Source organism: Litoreibacter meonggei, assembly GCF_003663885.1.
In the GTDB taxonomy this organism is placed as follows: Bacteria; Pseudomonadota; Alphaproteobacteria; order Rhodobacterales; family Rhodobacteraceae; genus Litoreibacter; species Litoreibacter meonggei.
In genome coordinates this window covers 196,441-220,044 of the sequence record NZ_RCCE01000004.1, presented here as the reverse complement: position 1 = coordinate 220,044, position 23,604 = coordinate 196,441, and the positions used below count along the sequence as shown (strand labels likewise).

General features: G+C 56.7%; 22 protein-coding genes. 12 read left to right on the top strand and 10 right to left on the bottom strand.

Annotated features, from left to right (window positions below; genetic code table 11):
* Positions 1-96: 96 nt before the first annotated feature.
* The 4 genes from recG to sciP form a co-directional block, all read right to left on the bottom strand.
* Positions 97-2,187, bottom strand: coding sequence for an ATP-dependent DNA helicase RecG (gene recG / locus BCF46_RS13030; protein WP_121024943.1), 2,091 nt, complete (start codon positions 2,185-2,187; stop codon positions 97-99).
* A 6-nt stretch (positions 2,188-2,193) separates the two neighbouring features.
* Positions 2,194-4,335 carry an NAD-dependent DNA ligase LigA gene (gene ligA / locus BCF46_RS13025; protein ID WP_245990123.1) on the bottom strand — a complete coding sequence of 714 codons (2,142 nt, stop codon included), beginning with the start codon at positions 4,333-4,335 and terminating at the stop codon, positions 2,194-2,196.
* Between the two features lie 151 nt (positions 4,336-4,486).
* Positions 4,487-5,209 (bottom strand): response regulator transcription factor CtrA, encoded by a 723-nt coding sequence (ctrA, locus tag BCF46_RS13020; protein ID WP_121024941.1) that lies wholly within the window; start codon positions 5,207-5,209, stop codon positions 4,487-4,489.
* 82 nt (positions 5,210-5,291) lie between these two features.
* Positions 5,292-5,585, bottom strand: coding sequence for a CtrA inhibitor SciP (sciP, locus tag BCF46_RS13015; RefSeq protein ID WP_121024939.1), 294 nt, complete (start codon positions 5,583-5,585; stop codon positions 5,292-5,294).
* 132 nt (positions 5,586-5,717) lie between these two features.
* Here sciP and mnmA point away from each other — a divergent pair, with 132 nt between their 5' ends.
* Positions 5,718-6,866 (top strand): tRNA 2-thiouridine(34) synthase MnmA, encoded by a 1,149-nt coding sequence (gene mnmA, locus BCF46_RS13010; protein WP_121024937.1) that lies wholly within the window; start codon positions 5,718-5,720, stop codon positions 6,864-6,866.
* A 3-nt stretch (positions 6,867-6,869) separates the two neighbouring features.
* Here mnmA and BCF46_RS13005 read toward each other — a convergent pair whose 3' ends face one another.
* Positions 6,870-7,325, bottom strand: a complete 456-nt coding sequence (locus BCF46_RS13005; RefSeq protein WP_121024935.1) for a type II toxin-antitoxin system RatA family toxin — start codon at positions 7,323-7,325, stop codon at positions 6,870-6,872.
* 77 nt (positions 7,326-7,402) lie between these two features.
* Here BCF46_RS13005 and hpt point away from each other — a divergent pair, with 77 nt between their 5' ends.
* Positions 7,403-7,939, top strand: a complete 537-nt coding sequence (hpt, locus tag BCF46_RS13000) for a hypoxanthine phosphoribosyltransferase (RefSeq protein WP_121024933.1) — start codon at positions 7,403-7,405, stop codon at positions 7,937-7,939.
* A complete protein-coding gene (locus tag BCF46_RS12995) occupies positions 7,936-8,115 on the top strand; it encodes a hypothetical protein (RefSeq protein WP_121024931.1) in 180 nt (59 codons plus the stop codon). The genes hpt and BCF46_RS12995 overlap by 4 nt, the downstream gene beginning before the upstream one ends.
* Here BCF46_RS12995 and BCF46_RS12990 read toward each other — a convergent pair.
* The gene (locus tag BCF46_RS12990; protein WP_121024929.1) at positions 8,112-8,981 is read right to left on the bottom strand and encodes a LysR family transcriptional regulator; all 870 of its coding nucleotides are present in this window, start codon (positions 8,979-8,981) and stop codon (positions 8,112-8,114) included. The genes BCF46_RS12995 and BCF46_RS12990 overlap by 4 nt on opposite strands.
* 94 nt (positions 8,982-9,075) lie before the next feature.
* On the opposite strand from BCF46_RS12990, the gene BCF46_RS12985 reads away from it, so the two are divergent.
* Positions 9,076-9,546, top strand: a complete 471-nt coding sequence (locus BCF46_RS12985; RefSeq protein WP_121024927.1) for a cytochrome c — start codon at positions 9,076-9,078, stop codon at positions 9,544-9,546.
* A gap of 3 nt (positions 9,547-9,549) precedes the next feature.
* Complete coding sequence (locus BCF46_RS12980) at positions 9,550-10,446, top strand: cytochrome c (RefSeq protein ID WP_121024925.1); 897 nt, start codon at positions 9,550-9,552, stop codon at positions 10,444-10,446.
* A gap of 3 nt (positions 10,447-10,449) precedes the next feature.
* On the opposite strand, the gene lipA is transcribed toward BCF46_RS12980, so the two are convergent.
* Both lipA and BCF46_RS12970 read right to left on the bottom strand, forming a co-directional pair.
* Complete coding sequence (gene lipA, locus BCF46_RS12975) at positions 10,450-11,409, bottom strand: lipoyl synthase (protein WP_121024923.1); 960 nt, start codon at positions 11,407-11,409, stop codon at positions 10,450-10,452.
* A gap of 179 nt (positions 11,410-11,588) precedes the next feature.
* The gene (locus BCF46_RS12970; RefSeq protein WP_342768431.1) at positions 11,589-12,500 is read right to left on the bottom strand and encodes a DUF6456 domain-containing protein; all 912 of its coding nucleotides are present in this window, start codon (positions 12,498-12,500) and stop codon (positions 11,589-11,591) included.
* A 494-nt stretch (positions 12,501-12,994) separates the two neighbouring features.
* Here BCF46_RS12970 and BCF46_RS12965 point away from each other — a divergent pair, with 494 nt between their 5' ends.
* The gene (locus BCF46_RS12965; protein WP_121024919.1) at positions 12,995-13,318 is read left to right on the top strand and encodes a DUF6477 family protein; all 324 of its coding nucleotides are present in this window, start codon (positions 12,995-12,997) and stop codon (positions 13,316-13,318) included.
* A 3-nt stretch (positions 13,319-13,321) separates the two neighbouring features.
* On the opposite strand, the gene BCF46_RS12960 is transcribed toward BCF46_RS12965, so the two are convergent.
* The gene (locus BCF46_RS12960) at positions 13,322-14,863 is read right to left on the bottom strand and encodes a trimethylamine methyltransferase family protein (protein WP_121024917.1); all 1,542 of its coding nucleotides are present in this window, start codon (positions 14,861-14,863) and stop codon (positions 13,322-13,324) included.
* Positions 14,864-15,039: 176 nt separating this feature from the next.
* Between BCF46_RS12960 and guaA the strand changes: the two genes are divergently transcribed.
* Positions 15,040-16,617 (top strand): glutamine-hydrolyzing GMP synthase, encoded by a 1,578-nt coding sequence (guaA, locus tag BCF46_RS12955; protein ID WP_121024916.1) that lies wholly within the window; start codon positions 15,040-15,042, stop codon positions 16,615-16,617.
* Between the two features lies 1 nt (position 16,618).
* On the opposite strand, the gene BCF46_RS12950 is transcribed toward guaA, so the two are convergent.
* Positions 16,619-18,034 carry an FGGY family carbohydrate kinase gene (locus BCF46_RS12950; RefSeq protein ID WP_121024914.1) on the bottom strand — a complete coding sequence of 472 codons (1,416 nt, stop codon included), beginning with the start codon at positions 18,032-18,034 and terminating at the stop codon, positions 16,619-16,621.
* 335 nt (positions 18,035-18,369) lie between these two features.
* Here BCF46_RS12950 and BCF46_RS12945 point away from each other — a divergent pair, with 335 nt between their 5' ends.
* The 5 genes from BCF46_RS12945 (at position 18,370) to BCF46_RS12925 (ending at position 23,515) form a co-directional block, all read left to right on the top strand.
* A complete protein-coding gene (locus BCF46_RS12945; RefSeq protein WP_121024912.1) occupies positions 18,370-18,879 on the top strand; it encodes a TRAP transporter small permease subunit in 510 nt (169 codons plus the stop codon).
* On the top strand, positions 18,879-20,204 hold the full coding sequence (locus tag BCF46_RS12940) for a TRAP transporter large permease (RefSeq protein ID WP_121024910.1): 1,326 nt from the start codon (positions 18,879-18,881) through the stop codon (positions 20,202-20,204). Before BCF46_RS12945 ends, BCF46_RS12940 begins: the two co-directional genes overlap by 1 nt.
* 69 nt (positions 20,205-20,273) lie before the next feature.
* Positions 20,274-21,317, top strand: coding sequence for a twin-arginine translocation signal domain-containing protein (locus BCF46_RS12935; RefSeq protein WP_121024908.1), 1,044 nt, complete (start codon positions 20,274-20,276; stop codon positions 21,315-21,317).
* Positions 21,318-21,403: 86 nt separating this feature from the next.
* A complete protein-coding gene (locus tag BCF46_RS12930) occupies positions 21,404-22,291 on the top strand; it encodes a DMT family transporter (RefSeq protein WP_211332815.1) in 888 nt (295 codons plus the stop codon).
* A 177-nt stretch (positions 22,292-22,468) separates the two neighbouring features.
* Entirely contained in the window at positions 22,469-23,515 is a 1,047-nt protein-coding gene (locus BCF46_RS12925) for an OmpP1/FadL family transporter (protein WP_170157936.1), read from the top strand.
* The last annotated feature ends 89 nt before the right edge of the window (positions 23,516-23,604 follow it).

The following is a 23,604-nucleotide window of genomic DNA, read 5'->3' as shown; positions in this document are numbered from 1 at the left end:
TCTTGTTGCGCCTTTGTTCTCATTTAATCCGCAACCTGTAAAGAACTTTTTAAGAACATTTGTGAACAAAGCGGGAAATATTAGGCGCTATGGCGGCTAACCGACTGAAATCAAACGAATTGCCTTATCCTGCTCCATTAACCAAAGCAGAACGCGTGTGGCCTGACCGCGCGGTGTTTCCAACACCGGATCGTCCGACAGAAGCTTTCGCGCGTCGCTTTGGGCAACCCCCATCAACGCAGATTGCCTCTCTAGGTCCGCAATTCGGAACCGTGGCAAACCACTTTGTGCGGTACCGATCAAATCCCCTGCCCCTCGAATGGCAAGATCTTCTTCGGAAATCCTAAAACCATCCTCGGTTTCGCGCATAATGCTGAGACGGCGTTTGGCTGTTTCCGACAACGGGTCTTGGAACAACAGCAGGCAGGTCGATGCCGCGTCCCCGCGACCAACCCGTCCGCGCAACTGGTGGAGCTGTGCCAGCCCGAACGACTCGGCCCGCTCAATCACCATGATTGTGGCGTTGGGCACGTTCACCCCGACCTCGATCACTGTCGTCGCCACCAATACCGACGTCTCCCCAGCCACGAATTTTGCCATGGCCGCGTCTTTTTCGGCCGGTGGCATCTGGCCGTGGACCAACCCGACAACATCTTCGCCAAGAACCGCCCGCAGGCGCTTAAAGCGGTCCTCGGCGGCAGTCTTATCGCTCAACTCGCTCTCTTCGACCAACGGACAAACCCAATAGGCCTGCCGTCCGTCTGCGATGACGCCACGCAATTTGGTAACCACCTCGTCGATGCGGCCAGTCGAAACAGTGGCAGTGGCAATCGGCTTACGTCCCGGCGGCTTTTCATCCAACACCGAGACGTCCATGTCGCCATACTGCGCCAGCGTCAAAGAGCGCGGAATTGGTGTGGCTGTCATCACCAATACATCCACCGCTTTGCCTTTGGCTCCCAGTTCGGAGCGTTGATTGACCCCGAAACGATGCTGCTCATCTACCACCGCGAGGCGCAAATCATGGAAATCTACATCTTTTTGGAACACGGCATGTGTGCCGACCAATACGTGGATATCGCCATCGGCCAATGCCTTCATTTTGGCAGCTCTGTCCGCCCCTTTGTCGCGTCCGGTAAGCAACTCCAGCACAACGCCCGCATCCTTTGCAAAGGGGACCAAACTCTCGTGGTGCTGGCGCGCGAGAATTTCAGTCGGGGCCATCATTACCCCCTGCCCGCCAGCCTCAACCGCGGCAAGTAACGCCATAAATGCCACCAATGTCTTGCCCGCACCAACGTCGCCTTGCAGCAATCGGTTCATGCGCAACGGCGCTTCCATGTCGGCCGCAATTTCCGCAATGGCACGGGTTTGCGCGCCGGTCAGACTGTAGGGCAGCGCGGCCAATACACGCGACTGATGAACGCCCGTGGCCTTGCTTGAAACACCCGGCTTCGCACGCACGGTGGCCCGCGCCAGCCCAAGTGTCAGTTGATGCGCGAACAATTCGTCATAGGCAAGCCGTTCGCGAACCGGATGTGTGGCGGTTATGTCGGATAACTGTATCGGACTATGTGCTGCGCGGATCGCCTCGTGCCAACTTGGCCAGCCTGCCTTGTTCTTTTGCCCGGGGTCGATCCACTCATCCAACTCAGGAATGCGATTCAATGCTGACAGAGCCGCCTTATGGATCACACGCTGGGTCACGCCATGGGTTAGCGGGTAGATCGGCTCAAACGCCGGAATTTCTGCCGCGCGAGACAAGGGCAGCATATAATCTGGATGCACCATTTGTGCCTGACCGTCGAACATCTCAACCTTGCCGGACACCACGCGGCGCTGGCCTGTGGGGAGTTGCTTTTGCAAGTAGTCGCCATGGGCATGAAAAAACACCAACCGGAATTCCAGTTTCTCATCGCGTACGTGAATATGATACGGACGCCCGCGTGATCGCGGCGGTACATGCATCCCGATCTCGACTTCTACGGTCACCACATCAGGCAATACAGCGTCCTGAACCGAGGCTTTCACCGCACGATCCATGCCAGATTGAGGCAAGGTAAACAGCAAATCGCGCGGCTTCTCGATCCCCATCTGCTCGAAATTCTTGGCCGTTTTCGGGCCAACACCGTCCAGCTCCGTCAGTGCGGAGAATATCGGGAACAGGATTTCAGGACGTCCCGCCATAACGCGTCACGCGTCGCCGATAAGGGCGAGCCACTCGTCCTCGTCGATCACTTTGACACCAAGATCCGCCGCTTTGGTTGCCTTCGATCCTGCCCCCGGTCCTGCAACCAATAAATTGGTTTTGGCCGAGACACTGCCCGATACCTTAGCCCCAAGCGCTTCTGCCCGCGCTTTGGCTTCTGCGCGTGTCATTTTCTCAAGCGTTCCCGTGAACACAACCGTCTGCCCGGCCACGGGACTGCCATCCTGAGCAGGCCGTTCAACAGCCTCAATGTCCAGTTCCTGAACCAGTCGCAAAATCGAGGCATACTCCGCTTCCTGCGCAAATGCTTGCGTGAGCGATGCGGCCATAACCGCGCCGACGCCGTCAATGGACAACAAATCGTCCCACGCCGCGCCCTCCTGAGAGGCAGCCTCGCGCATGGCCAAATCGAAATCGGCCCAATTGTTATAGTGCCGCGCCAGCAGGTTCGACGCACTTTCTCCGACGTGGCGAATGCCAAGCGCGAAGATCACACGGTTCAGCGGAATTTTCCGGCGTTCGTCAATCGCGTCAAACAGATTTCGCGCAGATGTCTCGCCCCATCCGTCACGATTTTTCAGCTTGGTGAGCGCCTGAGCATCCCGCGCGCGCAGCGTGAAAATATCGGCGGGTTCGCGGATTTTCAGTTGATCGTCATGGTAGAACACCTCAACTTGCTTCGCCCCCAGCCCGTCGATATCGAATGCGCCGCGGCTCACAAAATGCTTGAGCTTTTCCACCGCCTGAGCCGGACAAATCAAACCGCCCGTGCAGCGCCGCACGGCGTCGCCTTCCTCGCGAATGGCGGCAGAGTCGCATTCGGGACAGGTTTGTGGAAATACATACGGCACCGCGCCTTCGGGGCGTTGAGACAGATCGACATCCGCGACTTTCGGGATCACATCGCCGGCCCGGTACACTTGAACCAAATCACCTTCGCGGATGTCCTTACCACCGCGAATTTCGCCGCCCTTGCTGTCGAGACCCTTGATGTAGTCTTCGTTGTGCAAAGTCGCGTTGGAGACGACGACGCCCCCAACAGTCACTGGTGCAAGTCGCGCGACGGGAGACAAAGCGCCGGTGCGCCCGACTTGAATTTCGATAGCTTCCAGCCGCGTCCACGCCAGCTCAGCCGCAAACTTATGCGCGATTGCCCATCGCGGTGTGGTCGACCTAAAGCCAAGCCGACGTTGCAGCGTAAGGTCGTCTACTTTGTAGACCACACCGTCGATATCATAGCCCAAATCAGGGCGCGCGATCTCGATTTCTTTGTAATGCGCCACAAGCTCTGACGGTCCGTTGCAGATTTTCGTGAGAGGGTTGATTTGAAAGCCAAGCGCACCCAACCGCGCGATTGCGGCCATCTGAGTTTCGGCCAACGGGTAGGACAACGCGCCCCAGGCATAAGCGAAGAACGCCAGCGGGCGAGACTTGGTGATGTTCGGATCAAGCTGCCTCAACGAGCCTGCTGCTGCGTTTCTGGGATTGGCGAAGCTTTTTGCGCCAGCGACCTCTTGTGCCGAGTTCAATGCCGCAAAATCTGCATGGCTCATGTAGACTTCGCCGCGGACTTCCAGCACCTCCGGTGCGTCAGCAAGTGTTTGCGGGATGTTGCCAATCATTTTGGCGTTTGCCGTCACATTTTCCCCAACTTCGCCATCCCCACGGGTCGCTGCATGAACCAGCTGACCTTGCTCGTATCGTAGGGACAGTGACAGCCCGTCGATCTTCGGCTCCGCCGTGTAGGCCAGACGATCGGTTTCACTTAGACCAAGGTATTTCCGAATACGTGCGTCAAACTCCACCACGTCGTCGTCGTCGAAGGCGTTGCCCAAAGACAGCATCCGCACCTCATGGCGGATCTTGGAGAAGCCATCAGCCAAAGGTCCACCCACCTGCTCGGTCGGGCTGTCGGGGCGTTTGAGATGTGGGAATTGCTCTTCAATAGCCGTGTTGCGGCGCTTCAGTTCATCATAGTCAGCGTCACTGATGGTCGGCGTATCTTTGCCATGATAGTCAAGATTGGCTTGAGCAAGTATCGCAGACAAACGGGCAAGCTCTGCGATTGCCTGCTCTTCGGAAATATCTGCTGGTTCGATCAACTCACCCTTGCGCGCCTGTTCCAACGATCGCCCCCAATGCTAACACTGCTTGTAGATATGGCGAGAATGACGAGGCGTCCAGTCGTCCGCAGCATACAAAGCTCTTTTGACGGACAGCATAACAGAAAAGGCGCGCCACATTGGGCGCGCCATTGTTGTTCAAGAAACAGCAGGCCTAAGCGTTGGCAACAAGGCGTTTGCCGCGCTCTGTGTTAGCAACCGGCTGTGGTTCGCGCAGAACATAACCACGGCCCCACACGGTTTCGATATTACTATCCCCACCAGTGGCAGTCGCCAATTTCTTGCGTAGCTTGCAGATGAAAACGTCGATGATCTTCAACTCCGGCTCATCCATGCCGCCATAAAGGTGGTTCAAGAACATCTCTTTCGTCAGCGTTGTGCCTTTCCGAAGGCTCAGCAATTCCAACATCTGGTATTCCTTGCCAGTCAAATGCACCGGAGTGCCTTCAACGTCGACAGTTTTAGCGTCGAGATTCACTGCGATGGTGCCCGTTTGGATAATTGACTGCGAATGCCCCTTTGACCGGCGGATGATCGCGTGAATACGCGCGACAAGCTCTTCGCGATGAAATGGCTTAGTCAGGTAGTCATCCGCACCAAAGCCAAAGCCCTTCAGCTTGCTTTCCGTGTCATCGGCACCAGACAGGATCAAGATCGGCGTCTCGATACGGGCCTGACGCAATTGACGCAGGACTTCGTGACCAGTCATATCCGGCAAATTCAGATCAAGAAGGATCAAGTCGTAATCATAGAGCTTTGCCAGATCTATGCCTTCCTCGCCCAAATCAGTCGAGTAAACATTCAAATTTGCATGGGTCAGCATCATAGAGATGGACTTGGCGGTGGTTGGATCGTCTTCGACGAGTAGCACTCGCATTATTTTGTCTCCAGTATACGTCCCCTCAAGTCTGTTAACTCTAAAATGGAAAAGGTTAATGTGAGGTTACCGCGGGACGCTACTATCCCTTTTCTTCACTATTTTGTCTATATTTCTGAACAGAAGTTACGCGAAGTGCTTGAACGCCATAATCAGCGACGGCGGCGCGCCATGATGTCAATTCTTCGTCCGACAAGCGGTACCACTGGCACGCCTCCTCTGCGGTAATTAAATCAGCCTCCACCGCCCGCACAATCAGCGCCTTCCGGCTTGCGACCCAACGCCGAATCGTGCGGTCCGGCAGGTCTGCCCTGCTCATGGTGGAGCCATCCGGCAAAGTGACCATGCGCGGGCCTGTTTCTCGTTTCAGATACATCACAAATCGCCCCGACTACCAAAATTGCACCTGCCATTTCTCCAACCATGCCTTAAGGGGAGGTGAAGCATGGTCTTGTGACTAGCTAAGATTTTCCTATATTCGCGACTATCCCCCGTAACGGAGGCCATCATGGCACTTGACTGGACACACGGACGTCTAAACTCGCTTGGTTTTGCCAAGCCCCCATCCGAGACTCGCGTCGTCGTCGCGATGTCCGGAGGCGTGGACAGCTCCGTAGTCGCCGCTCAACTGGCCGAAGAAGGCTATGATGTCGTCGGCGTGACCTTGCAATTGTACGACCACGGCGCCGCCTTGGCCAAGAAAGGCGCGTGCTGCGCGGGCCGTGACATCCATGACGCCCGTCGTGTGGCCGAAGACATGGGCTTTCCGCATTACGTTCTGGATTATGAAAACGTCTTCAAGGACGCGGTGATCGACGAGTTTGCCGACAGCTACCTTGGCGGCGCAACGCCCGTTCCCTGCATCCGTTGCAACGAGCGGGTGAAGTTCAAGGACCTGCTGGAAACTGCCAAAGACCTTGACGCGGATTGCATGGCCACCGGCCACTACATCCAACGCAAGGTGGGCGAGCACGGGGCGGAGCTGCACTCTGCCGCCGACGCGAATCGTGACCAAAGCTATTTCCTGTTTTCTACGACTCCGGCGCAGTTGGAATATCTTCGCTTCCCGTTGGGCCATCTGGCCTCCAAGGCGGAAACACGGGCGCTGGCTGCGAAATACGGACTGTCGGTCGCTGACAAGCCGGACAGTCAGGACATCTGTTTCGTGCCGAATGGCGACTACGCCTCGGTGATCGAGAAGCTGCGCCCCGGCGCGGGCGAGCCCGGCGACATCGTGGACATGGACGGCAACGTGCTGGGCAAGCATGACGGCGTGATCCACTACACTATCGGCCAACGCCGCGGACTTGGTGTCGGTGGGCTGTCGGCACCGCTTTATGTGGTGAAGCTGGACGTGGACAAAAAACATGTCATCGTCGGCCCGAAGGAAGCGCTGGCAACCCGCAAAATACCAGTGCGCGAGATCAACTGGCTTGGGGATGCCCCGTTCGACAGTCAGGACGAATGGCATGTGGGCGTGAAAGTGCGCTCCACGCGCGCGCCTGCCGGCGCAATCATTCGCCCGATCTCCGCAACCGAGGCCGAAGTCGAACTGCTCACGCCCGAAGAAGGCGTGTCACCGGGACAGGCTTGCGTGTTCTACGACGACGGATCGTCCCGCATCTTTGGCGGGGGATGGATTTGGCGCGGCTACTAGGCGCTATGCCTTTTGCCCGTGCAATTCCTGCGCGCGCGCCTCGAACGCGCGTACGACGCGCTGCATGGCTTCATTGAAAAACAGCCCTGCGGCGCCCTGCAAGATGCGATTCTTGAACTCGAACTCGACGAAAAATTCGACCTCGCATTCGCAGTCCCCCAAAGCCCGGAAATCCCAAGTGCTCTTGAGGAATTTAAACGGTCCATCAAGGTATTCCGTGTCGATCTTCATGTCGTCCGCCCAAAGCGTAACCTTGCTGCCGAACCGCTCGCGGAAGACTTTGAAGCTGATCACCAAGTCGGCCAACATGACCTCGGCAGCACCTTCTTCAGCACGGGATCGAATGCGCGCTGCGGAACACCACGGCAGGAACTCGGGATACTTCGCCACATCAGCGACCAGAGCGTACATCTGATCTGCACTATAGGGCAGCTTGCGTTTTTCGCGGTGACTTGGCATAGGCGTTAGGGGCTCTGCTTGCTCGACGGGTTGCCGGGGGGTGTCCCCCAGCCTGACGCAAATTTCAAGGGGATAACATGTCTCATCCACCCTATGTCATCGACGAGTTGATCTCGGCGAAGTCCATCGCCGCCCGCATCGAGACACTTGCGCGTGAAATTCACGATCGTTTTGCGGACACTGACAAACTTGTCGTGGTTGGTCTTCTGCGCGGATCGTTTGTGTTCATCGCGGATCTTGTGCGCGAGTTGGACCTGCCGGTGGAGGTCGATTTTCTGGAAGCCTCCAGCTACGGCGACGGCATGGAAAGCTCTCGCGAGGTGCGCATCTTGAAAGACTTGCGTGGCGAAATCGGCGGGCGTGATGTGCTGGTGGTGGAAGACATCGTGGATACCGGCTTTACCCTGTCGCATGTGTTGCACCTGCTGGAAAGCCGCTCCCCCGCCCGTATCGAGACAATCGCTCTGCTTGACAAACCCACCCGCCGCGAAGTCGACATCAAGGCCACATGGACCGGTTTCGACATCCCCGACGAATTCGTCGTCGGCTACGGCATCGACTATGCACAACGTAACCGCAACCTGCCCTATATCGGAAAGGTCCGCTTTACATGAACTGGCGCTGGCTGTGGCGGGCGTCCATATGGGCGCGCCGTCCGCCATCCGAGCGCCGGGTCAAGCTGGTGGTCGGCCTGATCGTCGTCTGTATCGCGATCGCATTGATAGAGTATTATATTGGCTGGCCCGATTGGGCCAAAATGGAGCGCACACCGCGTCTTCCGCGATACTAACGACCTGATAAAGTTTCAGCCTTCTGCATAAGTTTGGTGACCAGCAAGCGAGATACTTGCACAATGCGTGGGATGCTATGCAGGTCGGCATGGCTTGCAACCCAGATCGGCACAGAAAATCGCGGAGCTATGCCCAAACGCTCGCGCAATCGAGGGTCTCCCGTCCCTATCAATGTTGGCAAAAACGCCAGTCCGGCGCTGGCAGCAACCATTTCTCGCAACGTCAAAAAACTGTCTGCCGACCCTTTAACTTGGGTGGCATTGAGGTTCTCTTCCATCCAGCGTGCTGGTGCGCTGCGCGACAATGGGCCAGAGAGCCCTAACCAATCTGTGTCTCCCATTTCCGAAGGTCGCGCCGGCCCGTAAACCCCGAACACCAATTCTCCAGCCCGCTCACCGATCAAGTGATCAGGCAATTGTGCCGTCGGGCGTACCGTTATGTCCGCATCCAGTCGGGTCATGTCCAAATGGGCATTCGTCGAAATCAATTCTAGCGTCAATCCGTCAGAGTCCGCCTGCATGTCAGACACTATGGAAGGCAGAACTGAATGGCATAACGTATCCGTCGAGGTGATCCTGACCCTCCCGCTCAAAGGTGCCTTGCCGCCTTCGATCAGCCGTTCAACAGAACGCACCGAATGATCGACCTCTCGGATCGTTTCTATCAGATGCTCGTTTTCTTTTGGCAGGCGATAGCCTTGAGGCGTGCGGTCAAAAACACTTAACCCAAAGCGTTCCTCGAAGAGTGTGACCCGCCGCAATACCGTGGCGTGGTTGACTTGAAGCAACCGCCCTGCCTTTGACACCGAGCCGCTGTCTGCAACCGCGAGTATGTATTTTAGATCGTCCCAGTTGAACCTGTGCATTTATTCACAGACCTCCTCAAAAAATACATACTAGCGTTACATTTCATAACAGGTAGCATTTCCGTAATCATAACGTTTTTTGGAGGACGACCACATGACGCTGATACGAGCACTGGCAACAACGGCTATGACCGCTAGCTTGATTTCCGGAATGGCACTCGCAGACGGTCACGCAGGACCTCCGGCAGAAGTCAAAGCGCGCAACGGTTTGATGGCGAACTATTCGCTTAATTTGGGTATCTTAGGTGATATGGCCAAAGGCAAGTCCGACTACAATGCTGACGTGGCCGCCGTAGCAGCTGCCAATTTGGCAGCCCTCGCGGGAACGGATCAATCGCTTTTGTGGCCCACCGGCACCGATACGATGTCCATTGATGGAACCCGCGCCTTGCCAAAGATCTGGGACGCCAAGGCGGATTTTGACTCCAAAGCCGATGATCTCGCCAAAGCAGCAGTTGCGCTCGCAGCAGTTGCCGGAACCGATCTGGCGGGCCTACAAGGCGCAATGGGTGGTGTCGGCGGAGCGTGCGGAGCCTGCCACAAGGCCTACCGCGAACCAAAATAAATCATGCTCAAGCGCTCAATAGCGGCCGCCGCTCTTCTGGGCGCCGGCGTCGCATGGTGGATCACCGCCCCAGCCTACTTGTCGCATTCGACGGAAACCGCATTAGTCACAGCAGACGCTGACATTGCCCTTGGGGAGCAGGTATTCTGGGCAGCGGGTTGCGCATCTTGCCACGTCGCCCCCGGCACTGAAGAAGCCGACACACCGGCCCTTGCTGGCGGTCAGGCCTTCCCCAGCGATTTTGGCACCTTCTACGCGCCCAATATATCGCCGTCGCCCGAAGGCATCGGCGCCTGGACTCTTTTGCAATTTGCCAATGCGGTGCAGGCTGGCGTCAGCCCCGAGGGCGCGCATTATTATCCCGCATTTCCCTACACCGCATATGCCAAAGCTCGGCCTGAAGACGTGGCGGCGCTCTATGCGTTCATGCAAACCCTACCTGCGGATGCCACGCCGTCCCGCGCGCATGACGTGGGGTTTCCGTTCAATATCCGGCGTAGTTTGGGGGGGTGGAAGTTTCTTTTCGGCACGCCGAAGGCCCCTGCATTGTTGGAACAATCGCCATCCATCGACCGCGGCACGTATCTTGTCGAGGCGTTGTCCCATTGCACCGAATGTCATACCGAACGTAACGCCTTGGGCGGGCTAAACACCGCGCGTTGGCTTGGCGGTGCGCCCAATCCAAATGGCAAAGGTCGTATACCGAACATCACCCCCGCAGCGTTGGATTGGTCAGAGATTGATTTGATGGCTTATTTCACAACCGGCCTCACCCCCGATTACGACAGCGCCGGAGGGCATATGGCGTCGGTGGTGCAGAACTTGGCGAGGTTGCCTGAGTCAGATCGAATGGCCATCGTCGACTATCTCAAGGCTGTGCCGCCGATCGCCAAACAGTAAGTGCTAGGCCTTGCTCATCTTCGCCAGACGGGCCTCGCGCAGTTTCGCGAAGTCGTCGCCTGCGTGATAGCTTGACCGCGTCAAAGGCGTGGCCGAGACCATTAGGAACCCCTTACCAAACGCTGCTTTCTCGTACGCTGCAAACTCTTCTGGCGTCACAAAGCGGTCGACGCGATGATGTTTCGGCGTCGGTTGCAAATATTGCCCGATGGTCAGGAAATCAATGTCGGCCGCGCGCATGTCTTCCATGACTTGCATCACCGATTGGCGATCTTCGCCAAGACCCACCATGATGCCCGATTTGGTGAACATCGTCGGATCCATCTCTTTCACCCGTTGCAACAGACGCAAGGAGTGGAAATATCGCGCACCGGGGCGCACCTCCGGGTAAAGGCCCGGTACGGTTTCTAGATTGTGATTAAATACATCGGGGCGCGCTTCAACAACAACCTCCAAGACTTTGGGATCACAGCGAATAAAATCCGGTGTCAGAATTTCAATCGTGGTTGCTGGCGATTGGCGACGAATTGCGCGGATGGTCTGCGCAAAATGCTCCGCCCCTCCGTCCTCAATGTCATCGCGATCAACGGAGGTGATAACCACGTGGTTCAGCCCCAATTTCTTCACTGCGTCCGCGACGCGGCCCGGCTCGAATACGTCTAAGTCTTCCGGCGGTTTGCCAGTCGCGATGTTGCAGAAGGTGCAAGCCCGCGTGCAAACCTCACCCATAATCATCATGGTGGCGTGGCCTTGGTTCCAGCATTCGCCAACATTGGGGCAACCGGCCTCTTCGCACACCGTGGTGAGCTTGTGCTCGCGCATGATCTTATGCGTCTCTTTGTAGCCTTCACCAACAGGCGCTTTCACTCGAATCCAGGCAGGCTTCCGAGGTTGCGCATTATCAGGTCGTTTTGCCTTTTCGGGGTGGCGTTGGCTTGGAATTTTCAGGTCGCGGGTGGCCATGTTGTCGGCTCCAATTGGGATCGCTCAGCGTATACGCCATAACTTAGTTTAACGCTAAACGAAGTATTGTCGCAGGTCCACGATACAAGGGGCGGGCATGCCCACGGGCTTAGACTAAGCAAAAAAAGAGCGTCCGAACTCTCGGACGCCCTTCACGGCTTTAAAGACGACGGCGTTGGTCAGCCAATCATCGCGCTCACATGTCCATTCGCATCCATGTAGTGGCGGTGCAAACGCTGTAGGGCAATCCGGAGCACAACTTTACCCGAGCGGGCCGACCACCCCATACGCTTTTCCGCTGTCTCGAGACCTTCCAGAAAACAACAACACCGCATGATGATATCACTCAGACCGGGACCAAGCTCGTCAAGAGCTGATAACATGCGTTCGCGTGCGGCTTTCGCTCCTTCGGCAATCGCGTTGTCACCAGTCAACACCGACCTGTCACCTGACGCCATGAATTTATCCCAGTGTTGCGCGGCGCCTTGGCCCATTTGCGCCAGTTCGTAGTCTTCACGGAACCGCTCTCCGGCTTGTACAAGGTCCGCTGCTAGAAACGAGCGGCCCTCCTTATCACGCCGCCGCGCCAACATCGCCAAAGGGCTCTCGGCCATGGTTGGTCGGGCCATCCCGTCAGACGTGACGTGACCCATTTTTGCTTCCCAATCAGCTTGTGGGTCACGAAACGGGCTCACCCCATCTTGATCGCCTCGGGCGCGGCGCTTCCGCTCCATGTCTTCGGTAAGATAGCCCTTCAGCGCCGCACGACCGGCAGACGTGATGGTGTAGCTCGCGACACGTCCCAGGCGCGAACAGCTAATCCAGTCTTTCAACGCAAAGGCTTGCGCCACGTCGCGCGGGACGACAGCCGTACGGGTGGGCGGGCCATCCTTGAAGGATCGCAGCACAACCGCCTTGTCCATGTCAGCGGCGAGCGCCAGTACCGCGCCGGTTTCACATAATCGGCGCAACACACGGCGCGCTTCTCGTGCAAGTTTTTCGTCATCATCTAGCAGTGATGGACCAGTAGTGATGTGGGCAGTAATGGGCTTGGAATAGGTTTCGGAATGGTTACGTGCGTGCGCTGTCATATTTTGCGGTCCTTGTAGGGAAGCTGTCGTTTCGCGAGTGTTCAAATCGTTGCTCAGACGGAGGAGCGCCTCATCAACCAGCGGGTCATCACGTCGGTTCTCAAAGCGGCGCACTTGCCGTAATATGGTAGATGCATGGCATCCTTCACGCCGTGCTAAATCTCTGAGAGACAATCCTTTTTCGGTATGGATCAGATACCGGCGCGCGGCTTCTGGAATCCAATTTGGAAACAGAGAATCTGGTGGCGAAATGGCGGCAGAAAACATATGTGGCGTCCCCTAAATCGGTAGGGCAAAGGCGGCAGAAACCCCTAAGCAACGCACACAACTTGAGGTTGTATTACTTACAAGTTGGTTAACAAGCGCTCCAATTGCGTGAATTTGTTTCCGAAACGTAAACAGTTGTTTCCGAAGCGTCCGCAGGCACAATCGTCGCGCAACAGCGGCGCGCGCTCCCTTAGGCTACGGACATCAATTCAATTTCGGAGCACTACATGATCGACCTGACTCGCCAACTCACCGACCTTCGCCGACCCCGCCTGTTGGTGCGCGCAGCACGTCACGGCATAAGCCACTATCAACGCAACCGCGATTTGCGCCGCATCACGGGACAGTCCCGCTCGGATTCACCGCGGATTGTTGTGGAAACATTATTGCATCAAGAGGAACAGTTGGAGCAAACGCGACTGGCCCACGATGGGACCTACAATGTGAACAAGCACATTGAGCTGCTAATCGCCCTGATGGCCGAAAGCCGCGCGCTGCCAACACCGGCACGCGGCGCGGGCCGCCCGGGTTGGCGACCCACAGTTGTTTAGATCCTACATAAAGGAATCTGGCATGCTGTCTTTCTTCTCACGCACATAGGCCCGCAGGGCCTCGTCTATGGCGGGATCCAAATGGGGCTGCTGGTAATCGTTGATCTGTTTTTCTACGCGGACCGACGCGAGGGCGACGGTGTCCCGCTTACCGTCATCGGCCCATGTCTCGAAGGGTTTGTAGTCAAACAGGTCAGACCGCCAGAACGCTGTCTTGAAGTTATTTTGCGTGTGCTCGCACCCTAAGTAGTGACCGCCGGGACCAACCTCTTCAATGGCCCCCATCGCTTGTGCGTTCTCATCGACGCTTACGCCTTTGGCGAAATGATGCAGCGCGCCAAGCTGATCGGCATCCATCACGAATTTCTCGAACGAGGCGACCAGGCCGCCTTCCAACCAACCGCAGCCGTGCAGCATGAAGTTCACGCCTGACAAAAGCCCCATGTTCAGCGAGTTCGCCGTCTCATAGGCCGCCTGCGCATCGGGAAGTTTGGACCCGCAAAACGATCCGGCGGAGCGGTATGGCAATCCGAGACGCCGCGCCAACTGCCCTGCCCCGTAAGTAATGTGCGAAGCTTCCGGCGTCCCGAAGGTCGGCGCGCCTGAGTTCATGTCGATCGACGTCACGAACGCCCCGAAGATCACTGGTGCACCGGGTTTGACCAGCTGGCTATACGCCACGCCTGCCAGAACCTCGGCCAAAACCTGCGTCAACGTTCCCGCCACGGAGACCGGAGCCATCGCACCACCAACAATGAACGGAGAGATAATACAGGCCTGATTGGCGCGCGCGTAAATCTCCAACGCTCCCATCATGATCGAATCAAACGTCATGGGGGAGTTGATGTTGATGAGCGAGGTCATCACTGTGCGCCCGTCCAAACCGTCAAACAGTATCTCGCACATGTCGACAGAATCTTGAGCGCGAGATGGTTCGGTCACGGACCCCATGAACGGTTTATCGCTGAGCGACATGTGGGCGTAGAGCATATCCAGGTGGCGCTTGTTAACCGGCACATCCGTCGGTTCACAGACTGTGCCGCCGGAGTGGTGCAACCATTTGGACATATAGCCCAGCTTCACGAATTTGTTGAAGTCTTCCATCGTCGCGTAGCGGCGGCCACCTTCCGCGTCACGCACAAAGGGCGGGCCATAGACGGGGGCAATCACGAGGTTCTTGCCACCGATCTCCACTGACCGCTCCGGGTTGCGGGCGTGTTGGGTGATCGTGGATGGTGCGGTCTTGCACAACTTACGCGCCAGCCCGCGGGGAATGCGCACGCGCTCCCCGATGACCTCGGCCCCAGCTTCGCGCCACAAGTCCAGCGCATAAGGGTTGTCGACAAAGTTCACGCCAATTTCAGCCAGAACGGTTTCCGCGTTGGTCTCAATGATTTGGAGCGCCTCTTCCGTCAGCACTTCAAAGTTGGGGATGTTGCGCTCAATGTATTTCGCGGTCTCTACCGAGACGGCGGTGCGTTCCGCACGGCGGGCGGCCCCGCCGCCCCCGCGTGCGCGTCTGCGTGGTGCTGCTGTGTCGGTCATCGTCTACTCCCCGATATTACTTGTCATCGTGATTACCTCACCCCACGTACAGGCGACGCCCAAATCCGTCCCTTACGGCGAAAAAGCGACATGGGGGGATTATTATCCACCGCGCGGAGCCTGCGCGCGGTGCGCACCCCCTTGCAACGGTCGCAGAGGCCCAATAATCAGCATGCATGACAGATCATCTCATCGACCCCGCCGCCACCCATGAAAAACTTCTGATCATCGACTTCGGGTCGCAGGTCACCCAACTGATCGCGCGCCGCTTGCGCGAGTTGAATGTCTATTGCGAAATACACCCCTATCAAAACGTGGATGATGCGTTTCTGGCGGAGTTTGCCCCAAAGGCGGTTATCTTCTCCGGTGGCCCGTGTTCGGTCATTGACGAGGGCTCGCCGCGCCCACCGGAACGCGTCTACGATCTAGGTGTTCCCATCTTGGGTATTTGTTACGGTCAACAAGTCATGATGCAAGGCCTTGGCGGGCTGGTTGAACGAGGTCATGGCACCGCGGAATTTGGCCGCGCTTACGTCGTTCCCCATGGGGAACTCGAGTTGCTTCAAGGCTGGTTTTTGACCGACAAAGAGCAGGTCTGGATGTCGCATGGCGACCACGTCTCGGAAATCGCGCCGGGCTTCGAGGTTTACGGCACATCGCCCAATGCCCCTTACGCGATCACCGCCGATGTGAGCCGCAATTTCTACGCGGTGCAGTTCCACCCCGAGGTGCACCACACCCCCAACGGCGCGAAGCTATACGAGAATTTCGTTCGCATGGCGGGCTTTTCCGGCGACTGGACAATGGGCACGTATCGCGAACAGGCCATCGCGGCTATCCGCGAACAGGTTGGCACCAGCCATGTGATCTGCGGCCTGTCCGGTGGCGTGGATTCGTCCGTTGCGGCAGTATTGCTGCACGAAGCTATCGGCGATCAGTTGACCTGCGTCTTTGTTGACCACGGCTTGCTGCGCAAAGGCGAGGCCGAAGAGGTCGTCACCATGTTCCGCGACAACTACAATATGAAGCTGATCCATGCGGATGAGCAGGACTTGTTCTTGGGCGAGTTGGACGGCCAAAGCGACCCCGAAACCAAGCGCAAGATCATCGGTAAGCTGTTTATTGATGTGTTCCAAAAATACGCCAACGAAATCGACGACGCCAAGTTTTTGGCGCAAGGCACGCTCTACCCCGACGTGATCGAAAGCGTCAGCTTCTCCGGCGGGCCGTCGGTGACGATCAAGTCCCACCACAATGTCGGTGGTTTGCCGGAAAAGATGGGCCTGAAGCTGGTCGAACCGCTGCGCGAGCTGTTCAAAGACGAGGTGCGCGCACTCGGCGCGGAACTCGGCCTGCCCCCATCCTTCATCGGCCGCCACCCCTTCCCCGGACCGGGTCTGGCTATTCGCTGCCCCGGCGAGATCACCCGCGCCAAGCTCGACATCCTGCGCGAGGCTGATGCGGTGTATATCGATCAAATTCGCAAGCACGGGTTGTACGACGAAATTTGGCAAGCGTTCGTTGCGATTCTGCCGGTGCGTACGGTGGGTGTAATGGGCGACGGGCGCACGTATGATTTTGCCTGTGCGCTGCGGGCGGTGACCTCGGTCGATGGCATGACGGCGGATTACTACCCGTTCAGCCATGAATTTTTGGGCGAAACCGCGACACGCATCATCAACGAGGTGCCGGGCATCAATCGCGTCACTTATGACATCACCTCGAAGCCTCCGGGCACCATCGAGTGGGAATAGGTTAAGGCGCTTTCGAGACGGCCACCGCACGGTGGAACCGTTCTGTTGGCAGCGACACTCCGTCCTCGGGCTGAATTGAGCTGAACTGCGATTTGATGTTCAACTCGGACCCGATGGCTGTGGCGGCAAGGGCGATGGTGCCCAAGCCCGTCAGCTCTGGCATGATAGCCGGCCGGACTTCGCAGCCGGTGACGTTTGCGAGAAATTGCGTGAAATACGGGTTCTTGCTCATCCCGCCGTCGATTTGTAATGGACCGTTGAGCGGGATGCAGCTGTCCATAGCACCAATCACTTCCGCCGCCCGAAGGGCCACGCCTTCTAGGATGGATTGCACCAGTTGCTGTGGTCCGTGATCTATGGAGAGCCCTACCCAGACCCCCCGCGCCTCCGGCACCCAATGAGGACAGCCAAGACCCGCCAATGCTGGCACGAAGATCAGGCCACGCTCCAGGGCCGAAGGGCCCTCAAACCTATTGGCCTGCTCAAAATCCGTAAACAACCCCAATGACTTGGCCCAATTGAGCGCGGCGCTGGCGGTGTAGACGCCCCCGTCCAAGGCAAACACGGGATCTTGCCCCTCCAGTTGCCAAGCGAGCGTTGGCAGCAGGCCCATTTCCGGTCTGTTAACCATTTTCGATCCGGTCACCATCAAGGCGAAGGCCCCTGTCCCGAACGTGATCTTCGCGTCGCCCTTCTCGCGACAGCCGAACCCATAGAGTGCCGCTTGCTGGTCTACGACACTTGCGGTGATTGGGGCTTTCCCATGCGCCGTTTCAAGAGTACCGAAATCGCCCGTGGTCGGAACAATTCGTGGCAAGCACTCCATCGGCACGCCGAAGAGGTCGCATAGAGTCTCATCCCACTCCAATCTTTCCAAGTTCATCAGGGACGTACGGCTGGCGGTGGTGACGTCCGTAACAAAACGCCCCGTCAGACGGTCCAGAAAGAACGCATCCGTGGTTCCCAAGCGTAACGTGCCACGGCGCCGCGCATCTTGCGCCGCGTTGTTGTTTTCGACAATCCACCCTAGCTTGCTCGCAGAAAAATACGGATCTAGCGGCAGTTTTGCCCGCGCCAGTGTTTCCGCTTCAAAGCCGTCTGACCTGAGCGCCTCAATCTGAGCCAGCGTCCGGCTGTCCTGCCAGACCAATACCGGAGTGTAGGCCTCCTTGGTGACCGCGTCCCATGCCAGACAGCTTTCGCCTTGGTTGTCGATACCGATGGCATCGACTGCACCCACCGCATCAATACAGGCCCGAATATTCGCGATAAGCTCTTCGGGATCATGTTCCACCCACCCTTCGCGCGGGTAGAATTGCCGATGTTGCACCGAATGGACCACCTGCGGCACGCCATCGGACGTTAGCGTGAGGACTCGCGTGCTGGTCGTGCCCTGATCTATTCCCGCAAGTCTCATATTGGTCTTTCTGCTGTCGCCAACCCTGTCCTCGCCCGCCACGAGTTCACCTACTGTAAAGCACCACATCCACTTAGAACTAGCTTGATATCTTCCATTCAAGCACAAAATCCGCACAAGGAACGTCGTTTATCGCTCTGTTTTTGATATTGTTTTGATTATTTTTGACCATTTGGTCACCGATTTGTTTACAAGTTTCAACACCTTGATACAGTTGGCACAAGTAGCTTGTGGGGGATGCTGGGTGTCGAGGCCTAATAATCACATCGAGACAAACGGGTTAGGTGCTTGATGAGGGCAGCTAACAACACACCGTCCACGCCGTTGGATGCTCGATGCTGAAAGTTGCCACGACCTATGTGCGCGTCGTCGATCGGGTGAATTACGTCCTCGGTCGGATCATGATGTATAGCCTGTTCGCGATGATCGCGATTTTGCTGTGGTCGACGATTTCCAAACAGATGTTCGTGGTTCCGTCCTACTGGACGTTGGAAATGGCACAGTTCGCACTTGTGGCCTATTATCTGGTCGGCGGTCCCTACTCTATTCAGATGGGGTCAAACGTGCGGATGGACCTGTTTTATGGCGAATGGTCCGACCGCAAGAAAGCTTGGGTCGATAGCTTCACCGTCCTGCTGCTTATCTTCTATCTAGGCGTGCTGCTTTACGGCGGGATCGATTCCACGCGTTATTCCCTTGAATATAACGAACGTGCGCCGACCCTGTGGCGGCCCCTGCTTTGGCCGGTCAAAACTGTTATGTGCTTCGGCATTTTCATGATGTTACTTCAAGCGGTTTCCGAGCTGATCAAAGACATCGCAAAACTCCGCGAGGTCGAGCTTTAATGTCCTATGAACTGATCGCCATTTTGATGTTCTCGTCGATGATGCTGATGCTGATGACGGGGCAGCGGGTGTTTGGCGCGATTGGCGGCATTGCATCAATCGCGGCGCTGACTTTGTGGGGGACTGGCGGGTCCGACATTCCGTTTTCCGCCGCCATGAAGGTGATGAAATGGTACCCGATGCTGACCCTACCGATGTTCATCTTCATGGGCTACGTGCTGTCGGAAAGCCGCCTCGCCGATGACCTTTATAAAATGTTCCACGTCTGGATGGGGCCGATCAATGGCGGGCTGGCCATTGGCACCATCGGGCTGATGGTGCTGATCTCGGCCATGAACGGCTTGTCGGTGGCTGGCATGGCCATCGGGGCGACGATTGCCCTGCCCGAACTCCTCAAACGGGGGTATGACAAACGAATGGTGACCGGCGTAGTGCAAGCCGGATCGTCACTTGGTATTTTGGTGCCCCCCTCGGTGGTGCTGGTTCTTTATGCAATGATCGCGCGCCAGCCTGTGGGCCAGCTTTGGTTAGCTGGAATCATCCCCGGGCTTATGATGGCCGCGTTGTTTATCATCTACATCTATATTCGCTGCCGCATCCAGCCAGAGCTTGGCCCTGCATTGAGCAAAGAAGAGATGGGCAATGTACCAAGGGCAGAAAAGATACGTCTGTTGGGGGCTGGCTTGCTTCCCCTAGCGATATTCGCATCGATGATGGTCCCGTTTTTGAACGGTTGGACCAGCCTTGTGGAAAGCTCCGCCATTGGCGCGTTGGCAGCGTTTATTGCCGCAGTTCTAAAGGGTCGCATGACGCGCAAGGTATTCGAGACGTCGACCCGCATGACGCTGGCGATTTCGTGCATGTTTATGTGGATTGTTCTGGCCGCCCTCGGCTTTGGCGCGGTGTTTGATGGTTTGGGCGCAGTGAAGGCGATTGATAGCTTGTTTACCGAGCAGCTTGGCCTCGACCCTTGGGTAATCCTGATCCTGATGCAGCTGTCATTCCTGCTGATGGGCACCTTTCTTGATGACACGGCTATGCTGGTCATCGTAGCACCGCTCTACGTGCCGCTAGTCAAGGTGCTGGGGTTCGATCTGATCTGGTACGGCGTACTTTATACGATCACCACACAGATCGCCTATATGACCCCGCCCTTCGGCTACAACCTGTTCTTGATGCGCGCGATGGCCCCGAAAGAGATCGGAATCAAAGACATCTACGCGTCCATCATCCCCTTTGTGTTGGTGATGCTGTTTGCGCTGATCCTGATCATGGTTTTCCCACAAATCGCCATGTGGCTCCCCAACTACGTTTACGGAAAATAACAAAAGGAATTCGAGAGGCGAACCATTGTAGCAAACGACCCCCGAGCAAGGTCAAACAAGGAGAAGACTATGACGACCAGACGTAAGTTTCTGACGACAGCAACCGTGGGTGGCGCCGCTGCTTTGGCCGCGCCCAGTACGATCAAGGCGCAGACCCCTATCAAGTGGCGATTGCAAACCTACTCTGGTGCCCCTCTGGGTGCCCATGTGATCAAGCCGCAGATTGAAGCGTTCAACAAAGCGGCCAATGGCGAGATGGAAATCGAGCTGTTCTACGCTGACCAACTGGTGCCTACGGGCGAGCTTTTCCGAGCGCTCCAGAACGGCACCCTTGATGCCGTGCAGTCGGATGACGCGACCATGGCCTCGCCTGCGGATATCTCTGACTTTGGTGGCTACTTCCCGTTCTCGTCCCGCTACAGCCTTGATCTTCCCGTTTTGTTCAACCGCTACGGGCTGAACGAAATCTGGCAAGAAGCCTATGACGACATTGAAGGCGTCGAGTGGTTGGGGGCCGGTGCGTGGGATCCATTGCATATCTTCACCACCGAGAAAAAGATCGAGAAGCTGGAAGATATGCGCGGCCTGCGTGTGTTCGGTGTGCCGACGGCGGGCCGATTCCTGTCGCGCTATGGCATGATCCCGGTCACCGTCCCATGGGAGGATGTGGAAGTTGCGCTGCAAACCGGAGAGCTGGACGGCGTTGCTTGGTGCGGCTTTACCGAGGCCTATGAGGTTGGCTGGGCTGATATCTGCAAATACGCTCTGCTAAACAACGTGACCGGCGCTTGGTGTGGCTCCTACTTTGCCAACAGCGACAGCTGGGCCAAGGTGCCGCCGCATCTGCAAGAGTTGTTCAAGATGTCGATGGACCAGTCGCACTACTATCGCCAGGTCTGGTACTGGGGCGGCGAAGCCGATCTGCGCGTCAATGGCGATAAGTTGGAGCTTTCAACCATCCCTGCCGAGGAATGGGATACAGTTGTCGGCGACGCCGCAGGCTTTTGGGACGAGTTAGCATCGCGCAACGAACGCTCGGCCCGCGTAATCGAGATATTCAAGAAATATCGCGATACGATGGAAAAAGCTGGCGTTCCTTACCGCTATTCCTGAGGCAAAACACAGACGGGCTGCATTTGTGGCCCGTCTGAACAGCAAATCCGCTTGACCATCCCCATGGAAGCCGCTTTGCAGTCGGTATGACTTCCACCCCCGCCTCAAATATGCCGCTGGCCGCCCTTTGGATGGCAGGCGCTATCGTGTCCTTTTCTGCGATGGCTGTCGCTGGGCGCAACGTCAGTGTGGAGTTGGACACGTTCGAGTTGATGACCTACCGCTCAATCATTTCACTTGTTCTGGTTTTGGTTATCGGAGGTTTTGCGGGAACGCTTGGTGAGATCAGCACGCGAAACTTTGGCCTCCACGTTATTCGCAACCTATCCCACTTCACGGGCCAAAACCTGTGGTTCGCCGCGATTACGATGATTCCATTGGCACAGGTCGTCGCCCTCGAATTCACCTCACCCATCTGGGTCGCGCTACTGGCGCCGTTCTTTCTGGCAGAGCGCCTGACGCCCCTGCGAATCCTTGTAGCGCTGTTGGGTTTCTGCGGCATCCTGATCGTTGCCCGACCTGATTTAAGTAATATCGAGATCGGGTCCGTGCTGGCTGCTGGGTCGGCAATCGGTTTCGCAGGATCCGCGATTGCAACGAAAATCCTCACGCGCCACCAATCCATCACGTGCATCTTATTCTGGCTGGCACTGATGCAGGCGTGTTTCGGATTAGTTATGGCGGGCTGGGATGGTTTGATCACATGGCCGTCGGTGCAGGTAATGCCTTGGGTTGTCCTCGTGTCCTTCGCGGGTCTCGGAGCGCATTTTTGCCTGACCACAGCGCTGGCGCACGCGCCTGCTGTCATCGTCATGCCGATGGACTTCGCTCGATTGCCACTAGTGGCTATGTTGGGAATCGTTTTGTTCGGGGAGTCCATCGACCTGTGGGTGTTTATCGGGGCCGCTATTATATTCGGGGCCAACTACCTGAACATCGCCGCTGAGGCGCGCCGGAACAAGGCATTGACCTAAGGGAAATGTGCATTTTTAGACACGACTTTGGGGCTACTTTCCAAAAATTTCGATCAAAACTGCTTTGACGCTGGGTCACAAATTGACGTGAGCGAAAGCTCGCCTCTAGGGTGGGACAAAGCCACATTCAAGTGTTTCGGGGAGGAAACCATGAAGAATTTCATTAGCGCCGCAGCAATGCTGGCCGCAAGCACATCACTAGCCTCGGCGGGCGGCATCGATCGCTCCGGCCAATTTGTTCGCGCTCTCTTTGAAGAAGGCGGCGAAACCGGTGCTTATGCGGAATTTAGCTTCGGTGCGGTAAGCGCGGGCGCAAGCAGCGCCGGGTTGCCTGTTGATCCGCTCAAGAGCTACTCCCAATATGGGTTCGCCTTTAAACAAGACATCAATGAAAAGCTGAGCTTTGGCATCATCATCGATCAGCCGATTGGCGCTGCGGTCGACTATCGGCCGTTCCCATTTGCCTTCGGCATTTCCGGCTTTGCTCTCGTTGAGAGTACAGCCGTCACGGCACTGGCCCGCTACAAGTTTAACGACAACTTCAGTGTTCACGGCGGCATCCGGTTTCAGGATCTGGGCGGCCAAATTCAAACATTCGTGGGCGGCGTTTCCCCTGCCAACCTGACAGCAAGCAGTGACTTCGGCGTTGGATTCGTTGTCGGCGCAGCATATGAGCGCCCAGACATAGCAATGCGTTTTGCTTTAACATATAGCAGCGAGATCGACGTTGATCTTGAGGGCACCGAAGTCGCTCTCGCGACGGCGACAGCTTCGCCGACTGCCTTTACCGCAACGATTCCTGCCAGCTTGAACCTTGAATTTCAAACAGGCATTGCGAAAGACACATTGCTGTTCGGCTCGATCCGCTACGTCGAGTGGGAAGGGTTCAACCTGACCACACCTGGCCAAGGTCAGTACGTGAACTTCCGCGATGACTCTATCACTTACTCTTTGGGTATCGGTCGCCGGTTTAACGAAAACTGGTCTGGCGCGGTCACTCTTGGTTTTGAAGAACCCGGCACACGCCCTGGCAACACTTTGCTGAACCCCAAGACGGGCCAAAAGAGCATCGGCTTGGGTGTGACATACACCAATGGGAACACAAAGGTCACTGGTGGCGTGACCTATGCCGAGCTTGGCAGTCAGAACTTCACGGCGACCGGCCTTAACTTTAATGACAATTCGGCCATTGGCGCCGGTCTTCGGGTTGGTTTCAACTTCTGATCAAACTTAACTTACGGCTAAGAGCGCTCCGCATCTATTTGCGGAGCGTTTTCGTTTTGGCGCATGTTTCGGGTCGCCTGCGGTCGTGA